This is a genomic window from Acidithiobacillus sp. TH-A35, assembly GCF_057473505.1.
The window spans coordinates 1-9,173 of sequence record NZ_JBYCKR010000279.1 but is presented as its reverse complement, the minus strand read 5'-3'; the positions used below and the strand labels follow the sequence as shown (position 1 = coordinate 9,173).

The 9,173-nt window shown below is 56.9% G+C and carries 10 protein-coding genes and 1 pseudogene; 4 read left to right on the top strand and 7 right to left on the bottom strand.

Annotated elements, in window-relative coordinates; all coding sequences use genetic code 11:
• The first annotated feature begins 4 nt into the window (after window positions 1-4).
• The 3 genes and pseudogenes from AC2VNK_RS09195 (at window position 5) to AC2VNK_RS09185 (ending at window position 1,756) form a co-directional block, all read left to right on the top strand.
• Window positions 5-721, top strand: a pseudogene (locus AC2VNK_RS09195) (peptidase U32 family protein).
• A 194-nt stretch (window positions 722-915) separates the two neighbouring features.
• The gene (locus tag AC2VNK_RS09190) at window positions 916-1,437 is read left to right on the top strand and encodes a U32 family peptidase (RefSeq protein WP_486883539.1); all 522 of its coding nucleotides are present in this window, start codon (window positions 916-918) and stop codon (window positions 1,435-1,437) included.
• Window positions 1,438-1,450: 13 nt separating this feature from the next.
• Entirely contained in the window at window positions 1,451-1,756 is a 306-nt protein-coding gene (locus tag AC2VNK_RS09185; protein WP_486883538.1) for a lipoyl protein ligase domain-containing protein, read from the top strand.
• Between the two features lie 38 nt (window positions 1,757-1,794).
• Here the strand turns inward: AC2VNK_RS09185 and AC2VNK_RS09180 are convergent, their stop codons facing one another.
• The 3 genes from AC2VNK_RS09180 to AC2VNK_RS09170 are packed head-to-tail and all read right to left on the bottom strand — an operon-like array spanning window position 1,795 to window position 4,784.
• Window positions 1,795-2,517 carry an anaerobic ribonucleoside-triphosphate reductase activating protein gene (locus AC2VNK_RS09180; protein ID WP_486883537.1) on the bottom strand — a complete coding sequence of 241 codons (723 nt, stop codon included), beginning with the start codon at window positions 2,515-2,517 and terminating at the stop codon, window positions 1,795-1,797.
• A gap of 7 nt (window positions 2,518-2,524) precedes the next feature.
• A complete protein-coding gene (gene nrdD / locus AC2VNK_RS09175; protein WP_291522890.1) occupies window positions 2,525-2,731 on the bottom strand; it encodes an anaerobic ribonucleoside-triphosphate reductase in 207 nt (68 codons plus the stop codon).
• Between the two features lie 19 nt (window positions 2,732-2,750).
• The gene (locus AC2VNK_RS09170; protein ID WP_291522892.1) at window positions 2,751-4,784 is read right to left on the bottom strand and encodes a ribonucleoside triphosphate reductase; all 2,034 of its coding nucleotides are present in this window, start codon (window positions 4,782-4,784) and stop codon (window positions 2,751-2,753) included.
• 97 nt (window positions 4,785-4,881) lie between these two features.
• Here AC2VNK_RS09170 and AC2VNK_RS09165 point away from each other — a divergent pair, with 97 nt between their 5' ends.
• On the top strand, window positions 4,882-5,037 hold the full coding sequence (locus tag AC2VNK_RS09165) for a DUF2784 family protein (protein ID WP_291522910.1): 156 nt from the start codon (window positions 4,882-4,884) through the stop codon (window positions 5,035-5,037).
• Window positions 5,038-5,226: 189 nt separating this feature from the next.
• On the opposite strand, the gene nth is transcribed toward AC2VNK_RS09165, so the two are convergent.
• The 4 genes from nth to AC2VNK_RS09145 form a co-directional block, all read right to left on the bottom strand.
• Window positions 5,227-5,889 carry an endonuclease III gene (nth, locus tag AC2VNK_RS09160; RefSeq protein WP_291522894.1) on the bottom strand — a complete coding sequence of 221 codons (663 nt, stop codon included), beginning with the start codon at window positions 5,887-5,889 and terminating at the stop codon, window positions 5,227-5,229.
• Window positions 5,890-5,967: 78 nt separating this feature from the next.
• Window positions 5,968-6,384: a hypothetical protein gene (locus AC2VNK_RS09155; protein ID WP_291522896.1), complete on the bottom strand. Its 417-nt coding sequence runs from the start codon at window positions 6,382-6,384 to the stop codon at window positions 5,968-5,970.
• 83 nt (window positions 6,385-6,467) lie between these two features.
• Window positions 6,468-7,856, bottom strand: a complete 1,389-nt coding sequence (locus AC2VNK_RS09150) for an MBL fold metallo-hydrolase (RefSeq protein WP_486883536.1) — start codon at window positions 7,854-7,856, stop codon at window positions 6,468-6,470.
• Window positions 7,857-8,031: 175 nt separating this feature from the next.
• The coding region (locus tag AC2VNK_RS09145) for a glycogen synthase (protein ID WP_486883535.1) at window positions 8,032-9,173 on the bottom strand (1,142 nt) is incomplete at its 5' end.

Here is a 9,173-nt window from a genome sequence, read left to right as displayed (position 1 = left end):
GATCATGGCTGACCCGGGATTGCTGCGTTATGCCGCAAGTCACCACCCCGACCTGCGTTTGCATCTTTCCGTGCAGGCGTCTGCTACCACTTATAAGGCCCTGGAGTTCTACCACCAGCAATTTGGCATTCAACGAGCCGTTCTGCCCAGGGTTCTGTCCTTACAACAGCTTTGGCATACCATAGTCAACAGCCCGGTAGAAATCGAAGTATTTGGTTATGGAAGCCTATGCGTTATGGTAGAAGGCCGTTGTGCTTTGTCATCCTACATTACCGGCCGATCCCCTAACGCCAGCGGGGGTTGTTCACCAGCAGAGTCGGTACGCTGGGAAGAGACAGCCCTGGGCCGCGAGTCTCGCCTGAATGGCGTATTGATTGACCGTCACGGCCTTAATGAGGCGGCTGGTTATCCCACCTTGTGCAAGGGTCGCTACTATACCGACGCGCAGCCATATTACGTTATTGAATAACCTACTAGGCTGAATGTATTCGATATTATGGCGGACTTATTCCGCCACGACATAGCCGCTATCAAGGTGGAGGGCCGCCAGCGAAGTCCGGCCTACGTCGCATCCGTCGCGCGCGTCCTGCGCGAGGCCTTAGATACCTGCGCTTGGGATCCCGAGCGATATTTGGTAAGAACCCAGTGGACTGCGGTTCTGGACCGTCTTTCCGAAGGCCAGACCCATACTCTTGGGGCCTATCACCGGCCCTGGCATTGAGGCCGTTGCTATACACACCGCGCATGGCGTGTTTTGCGATAACCTGTCGTTCTTGCACGGATTCCGCGATACATGGTCATAGATATTTATTCAATAAGATAGCATCCTCAAAAAGGAGATGCGGGAGATGAAGATCTCATTAGGCCCGATTTACTACTACTGATCCAAGGAAAACATAGAGCAATTTTACCGGTCTGCAGAATCGCCCTTGCCCGACTGACCTGGGGGCAACGCGATGGGTTCCCCCGGTGGAACTGGCAGTCACGACCATCGTCATGTTACAAAACACGCGACCCGAGGCAATGGAAACCGAAGTGTTCGCGCATGGTCACCTGCCGCTGTCGTTTTCGGCCCGCTGTTTCACTGCCCAGGCAGATAATGTCGGTAAGGACGAATGTGAACAACGCTGCATAGGCGATTCGGAGGGGCGTGCACTATTCACCCAGGAGCATGAACGCCTGTTTACAATAAATGGCATTCAGCTTCAATCCGGTATTCCATGTAACCTCTTAAATGAGATGGCGTCCATGTCAGCAATGGGCATAGATATTGTACGCATATCCCCGCAACTTACGGCCACAAAGTCGGTCATACAGGTATTTCATGCCGCGTTAAATGGGAAATACACCTCCCCGGAAGGATACGACCCACCCGTCTGTAACGGCTATTGGCATGGTGAACCGGGTATGAAATTCATGTCTGTACAGGGCGACTGAAAAAGGAGGCGTTATGGACCAATTGTTATGGGGAGATAGCGGGCTTCACGATGCCGCAGGTAACATTATCCTTGATTCGCATCAGATTATCGTTACTCGCGTGGATTCGTTACCATTGCTGCGATTTTATGGAAGCACCCGCGCGGTGGCCCTGGGAGCCTACGAGGATAATGACTTTGCGGTGCGGGCAGCATATTGCCAAGCTGAGTCCATACCGGTTATCCGTCGCCTGACGGGGGGTGGAACATCCTATTTGTATCCTGAACAGATTGCCTGGAGCCTAACAATACAGGCGCAGGAGTTCAATATAGAGCAATAGCTGGCATGGTTGGTAACGCAATGAACGCCGCTGACAACCTATCTAACCAATATATTCTGTACGTGCTCGCGCAACTTATCAAGCAGCTCACGGTCGATTGGTGCGTAGCTGGTAACTAAGCCCGCATTCACGCATCCCGCCGGGTTAAAAGATTGCAACACCCAGTTAGAAATACCCAGGAGTTTCAACCAGCGCGCTATCGTGACAAGATCTGAAGCATCGAGTATGGCCGGGTGTACGGTTGTTCTGATTTCATAAGCAACATTTCTGGATAACATACGTTCGACAGAGTTCTGCACCCGGATGCCGCTTCCCGGCACACCGGTGACATCAGCATAACGGGCAAGAGGTGCCTTGATATCAAAGCCAACCCAATCGGTATAAGGCAGCATATTTGAGAAATTATAAGGATATATTCCAGATGTGTGCAGGGCTGTGCCAAATCCTGAATCCCGCACCTGCTGAAGGGCTGCCTGTAACGATTTATGGGCGGTTGGCTCGCCACCGCAAAACGCCACCGCATCCAGTAATCCCGCTCGGTTGGCCAGCCAGGACATGATGGCCGGCCATGATATACCGGACTGGCCACACCCTCGCTGCAGATGCGGATTATGGCAGTAGCGGCAGCGGCATGGGCAGCCCTGAGTATATATCACAGCACATAAATGTCCGGGATAATCCACCGCACTGAACCGCGCGAAACCGCCTACTGGCGGTAGCGTATGTAACCGGGTATCCACCGTGGTGACTACTGTGCTCATCGTCACTTCAATGCACCGACCGCGACACTTCCGTATCCAGCTTCCCGGTCTCGACAAAGTATTTACGCTCCGAATGTTCGCCTTGCTTGCCTATATTGAAAGAAGACGTCGGCCGGTGGTAGCCCATAACCCGCGTCCAGACCTCGCAGGGTTGTCTTTCGTCATCCGTCAGTTCAACTTCCAAAGGATTCTGGTTCATGATTTCAGGACACATGATATTCTCCTTTAACGTTTCAGGCGGAACGCCGCCGCTTTTCTGCAAGTCGTTCTTCATCACAGATTGGACAGAACGGATGTTCTCCCGACAGATAGCCATGCACCGGGCAGATGGAGAAAGTTGGCGTAACCGTAATGTAGGGCAGGCGAAAACGTTCCAGTGCGCGGCGCACCAGGCGCTTGCAGGTCTCCGGACTGGAGATGCGATCCCCCATATACAGGTGAAGAACGGTCCCGCCGGTGTATTTTGCCTGTAACGCTTCCTGACGCTCCATGGCCTCGAAAGGATCGTCCGTAAAGCCTACGGGCAGTTGCGAAGAGTTGGTGTAGTACGGCTTGTCCGGAAGACCAGCCTGTAAAATATCGGGAAAGCGCTTCCGGTCCTCTTTGGCGAAACGATAGGTGGTGCCTTCTGCGGGGGTGGCCTCGAGGTTGTACATGTGGCCGGTTTCTTCCTGAAAAGCCACCATGCGTTCCCTGACATGATCGAGAAAGCGGACGGCCATGGCGTATCCCGCAGGGGTGGTGATGTTTTCGCGGTCGCCGGTGAAGTTGCGGATCATTTCATGGATACCGTTCACGCCAATGGTGGAGAAATGATTGCGCAACGTCCCCAGATAGCGTTTGGAGTACGGGAACAGGCCGGTGTCCATTTGCCGTTGGATGATTTTGCGTTTGATCTCCAGACTTTCTTTCGCCATTTCCGCGAGCGCGTCCAAACGACGGAAAAGGCCTTCCGCATCGTTTTTATGGAGATAGCCCAGTCTGGCACAATTGATGGTCACCACCCCGATGGAGCCGGTCTGCTCCGAGGATCCGAAAAGGCCATTTCCGCGTTTGAGCAGTTCACGCAGGTCGAGTTGCAGGCGGCAACACATGGAGCGCACCATATTGGGCTGCAGTTCGGAATTTATAAAATTCTGGAAGTAGGGCAGACCGTATTTGGCGGTCATGGCGAACAGTCTTTCGGCATTCGCTGAATCCCACGGAAAATCGGATGTTATGTTGTAGGTGGGTATGGGAAAAGTGAAAACCCGTCCCCTGGCGTCGCCCTCGCTCATGACCTCGATATAAGCCCGGTTGATCAGTTCCATTTCCGTCTGCAGATCGCCGTAGCGGAAAGGCATCTCCTCTCCGCCGATCACGGGAATCTGTTCCTTCAGATCGTCAGGGCAAACCCAGTCGAAGGTGACATTCGTGAACGGTGTCTGGCCGCCCCAGCGCGAAGGGACATTCAGGTTATATATGAACTCCTGAATGTTTTGACGTATTTCCTGATAGGACAGGCCATCCTTGCGGACGAATGGTGCCAGATAGGTGTCAAAGGAACTGAATGCCTGTGCACCCGCCCATTCGTTCTGCAAGGTGCCCAGGAAGTTGACCATTTGCCCGACGGCGCTCGACAGGTGACGCGGCGGCGCCGCCTCCACTTTCCCCGGCACGCCGTTGAAACCCTCCCGCAAAAGGGTGCGGAGGGACCATCCGGCACAATAACCGGCCAACATGTCGAGATCATGGATATGCAGGTCGGCCTCGCGGTGCGCTGCACCGATTTTTTCGGGATAAACATGGCTCAGCCAGTAATTTGCGGTGACCTTCCCGGCAATATTCAGGATCAGGCCGCCCAGGGAATAGCCCTGGTTGGCATTCGCATTGACCCGCCAATCATCCCGATCCAGGTATTCATTTACCGAGGTGATGGCATCTACCATCGCCTGGCGATCCCCGCGCAATCTCTGATGCTGTTCACGGTAGGCAATATAGGCGCGGGCGGTGCGATAAAAGCCCTCGTCCATCAGCGCCAGTTCGACCAGATCCTGAATCTGTTCAACGGTGGGTTCACGACGGGTCGCACTTGACGCCAGGGCGCTCAGAACGACGTCGGTGATTCTTTCCGCAACGCCGGCAGCAAATTCGCCGCTTGCGCGTCCCGCCCGGCTGATGGCCGAGCAGATGCGACCCGGATCGAAAGGCACGCTCGCGCCGCTTCGCTTCAGTACCGATGGCCGGATCAACTCGTCGGAATATGGGACTGACAGAGGGTCGTTCATCGCTACTCCTCCCGACCGCGCCCGAACCGGCGCCGCCGCATTTCAGGATGGCCGAAACACAATATATAGACATCTCAATAGATAATTTAGCACGTATATTGGGTTCGTCAACAGTTGGCAGTGGATCCACCTCTTCTGGTGGCGGGTCCTCCACCTCGTGGCACTCCTGGTGGTGGCCGCACAGGCGTTGCAGGGCACTGCCTGCTTTCTGACCATCTGGCAGGGCGGGCTGCAGGAAGCTGCGGAGCGGTAAGGCTACCTACCGTCCAAGGGCGCCGCCAAATGCCCGAATAATTCCGTAAACGGCCATTGCTCTGGCGCAGGCTTGGCGATCTGTCAAACCCGGTTAAACCCACGGTACCCATCCATGCGTCTGTTCCGGCAGGCTGAGGCGGGTATATGGGCGGATGTGCTCGCCTCGGTGGCGGAGTCTGTCCGGTCTTTAAGCGCCACGAAAGGATGATTTTGCTGTCCACTGATGTTTGTCCGGCCATTCGCAGCATTGGAAAAGCGGACAGTGACCACAGTGTGGCCGTCTGGCCGTGCACGTATAACGGCCATGGAGGATCAGGAGGTGGTGGGCGTCCTGCAGGTATTCGGCGGGTACCGCCGCGAGCAGGGCCTTTTCGACGGCCAGGGGTGTTTTACCGGGGGCGAGTCCCGTCCGGTTGCCTACCCGGAAGATATGGGTATCTACCGCAATGGTGGGGTGCCCGAACTGGGTATTGAGGACGACATTGGCGGTTTTACGCCCGACACCGGGGAGCGCTTCCAGCGCCTTCCGGTCTGCAGGCACCTCGCCGTCATGCAGGGCCAGCAGTTGTTGCGCCAGGGCATGCACATGACGGGCCTTGGCGTTGAATAGCCCCAGGCGACGAATATGGGTCTTGATGCCGTCTTCACCGAGCGCCGCCATCGCGTCGGGAGTAGGTGCCGCGGCAAAAAGTGCCTGAGTACAGGCGTTGACGGCTTTGTCCGTACTTTGCGCGGAGAGCACCACGGCGACCAGAAGCTGAAAAGGAGAGTGGTAGTTCAGCTCGGTTTTTGGTTCAGGAATGGCGGCGCGCAGGGCCGCAAAACAGCGATGAATATTTTGTGGATCCATGGTGCACATTACCCACGGAGGCAGATGGAGGTGCCGGAAGGCAGGTCCGTGACCTGACCCGACACCGTTGCCGCACCTTCAGACGTGACGATAACGACCAATCTCCGGCACTTCCGGCCGGGGATGGCTTGCCGCGACGGCATTGGCGGCAGCGATCCATTCTTCATGGTCGTGTTCCAGGGCGTGGAGCATGTCGTGGTCCAGCTTGGGCAGTATGCTCCCCTTGATGGTTTCACCGAGGTCCAGCATGCGCGTGGCAACCGCGTAGCCGTGCAGATGGAAATCATGGTCAGCATGGGTTCCAAAATGGTCGCTGCTGAAGAGTACGCCTTTGGCGGCTTTCAGGTCGGCGTCATTCATGACGTAGTCTTTCGCCCACTGGTACCACGCTTCAAAATACTTCTCTTGCGCTTCAAGGCTCCAGTCGTGGGCCTCAAAAAAGGCGTAGACCGAAACGCGGTTGGCCTTGCCGGAAAAAGGAAAATGACCTGACATTGTGCGACTCCTCCTGCATGCGGGTGTAAAAGCCTCCAGGGCATTGTAGCCGTTTATGGTCCCGGCGCAACGCAAAAGCTTTTTTAGAGGGAATAACGATCACCAATGACCGGACAATCCACCTGTAAGCCGCGCGCCTGCAGCACCCTGGCGATGCCTTCCCGGCCATTTTCCTCGCCATGGACGAGAACCGTGCGCGTCGGTTTTTGATCACCGTACCAGGTGAGGAGTTCGTCGTGGTCGGCATGGGCCGAGAAACCGCCGATGGTGTAAATTTTGGCGGCGACGTGAATCTCTTCACCAAATATCCGTACGGTTTTCGCCCCGTCGATGATGCGCCGCGCCAGCGTCCCCTGTGCGGCATAGCCGACAAAGATGACGCTGCAGTCTTCGCGCCAGATGTTGTGTTTGAGATGGTGGGTAACCCGGCCCCCGGTCGCCATGCCCGATCCGGCCATAATCAGGGCGCCGCCCTTGATCAGATTGATGCCCATGGATTCGCTGGTTTCGCGGGTGAAGTGGAGGTTGCGCAGGGCGAAGGGGTCGGCACCCTGTTGCAGGCCTTCACGGGTGTCGGGATTGAAGCATTCCGGATGACGGCGAAAAATCTCCGTGGCGGAAATGGCCATGGGCGAATCGAGAAAGACCGGCAGGTTGGCGGGGAGCTGGTTGTCGTTCATCATCTCGCGCAGGTAATAAAGTAAATCCTGGGCGCGCTCCAGGGCGAAGGTGGGGATGATGGCATTGCCGCCGCGTTTCAGGGTGTCGAGGATGGCATCGCGCAGCTCGTCCACCGAGGGTCCGATAGCCTTGTGCAGGCGGTCGCCGTAGGTGGTTTCCATGACGATGACATCCGCCTGGGGTGCGGGGGTGGACGGGTTGATAATCGGCTTGCCGCGGTTGCCCAGATCACCGGAGTAGACGATGCGCTGCTGCCTGCCCGCTTCACTGGCTTCTATCAGTATCCAGGCGGAACCGAGGATATGACCGGCATCTCCGAAGGTCACACTGACGCCGGGGCAGACCTCTATTTTCTGCGCATAATCCGCGGTACGTCCGAAACGATCCATAGTGTCGAGGACGTCGGTGATGTCATAAATGGGCGCGGATTCTGTTCCACCCTGACGCTGGTGACGTCGGTTGGAGCGTCGCGCCTCTTCTGCCGCAAGGCCTGCTGCGTCCATGAGCACCAGTCGCGCCAGCTCACGGCTGGCTGCCGTGGTGATGATCTCGCCACGAAAACCGCGTTTGACCAGCAAGGGAATGCGCCCACAGTGATCGAGATGGGCATGGGTCAGCAACAGATAATCAATATCCTTGGCATCAAAGCCGAACTCGGCGCGATTTTCTTCTTCCAGATCATGCCTGCCCTGAAACAACCCGCAGTCGATGAGCAGCTTTTTATCGCCAACGCGCAGAAAATGACAGGATCCGGTGACCCCCCCTGCGGCGCCATAAAATTGCATTTCCATATGGTTCTCCTTTAGTCCCCAGTATAGCGAATCAGCGGCGAGCGGGAGGCGCTTAGTGACCACCTGCGCGCCGCGCCAGCACCTCGTAATAAAGTTGGAGATAGGCGCGTGCCGAGTGCTGCCAGCTATAGTCGCCCGCCATGGCCTGATCTTGCAGATGTGACCACAGCGCCGGTTAACGGAACAGCGCCTCCGCGCGCAGCACGGCACCATGCAGGGCGTCGCTTTGCGGGCTGTCAAAAACAAATCCGTTGCGTTGCAGCGGGTGGCGGAAGTCGTCGGCATCGGTGACCGTATCAGCCAGTCCGCCCGTACGGTGGACGATAGGCAAGGTGCCGTAGCGCAGGCTGTACATCTGGTTCAGGCCGCAGGGCTCGAAGCGGGAGGGCATGAGGAAGGCATCTGCGCCCGCCTCAATGTGATGGGATAGCCCTTCGTCAAAGGCGATGCGTGTCGCCATTTGCGCCGGATACGCCGCCGCTATCTCCAGCAGTTGCCGCTCGAAAGACTTGTCGCCACTGCCCAATACCACCACCTGCATGCCGCGGCGTAACAGATCAGGGAGAATATCCAGTACCATATCCGTTCCTTTCTGCTCCACCAGGCGGCTGATCATGCCGAGGAGGAATACCTCGGGATCGGGGTAGAGGCCGAGACTGCTCTGCAGTTGCGATTTGCACTGCGCCTTGCCGAACCGATCTTGTAGCGAATAATGCGCGGGCAGATAGGGATCCGCGCCGGGGTTCCAGTGGATGGCATCAATGCCATTGAGAATGCCCGACAGATGCCCGGATCGGGTTTGCAGCAGCCCATCCAGTCCCATACCGAAGGCGCTGCTCTGAATCTCCTCGGCATAGGTGGGGCTGACGGTGGTGATCTGGTCGCTATAAGCCAGACCCGCTTTCATAAAGGAAAAGGCCCCGTAGAGTTCGGTCCCGAGCCAGTGAAAATCCGCCGACGGCAAGTGCAGCGGTGCCATGGCGCCGGGCGCAAAGCGACCCTGATAGGCCAGATTATGGATGGTGAAGAGGGCGGCGGGTCGCGCTACGCCGATCCGCGCCTCCAGATCGAGCAAGTAGGGTATCAGTCCGGTTTGCCAGTCATTGGCATGGACGATATCCGGGCGCCAATTGAGCCCCGATACACGTCCCTGGGCGATTTCGACGGCCACCCGGTTGAGCAGGGCAAAGCGCCGGTCATTGTCCGGCCAGTCTTCGCCTTGCGCATCCTGGTAAGGACCGCCGTCACGCTCATAATAGGCAGGATAACGGAGGAAAAGCACCTGTGGTCGCTCTGCCAGTGACCACAGCTCGGCTG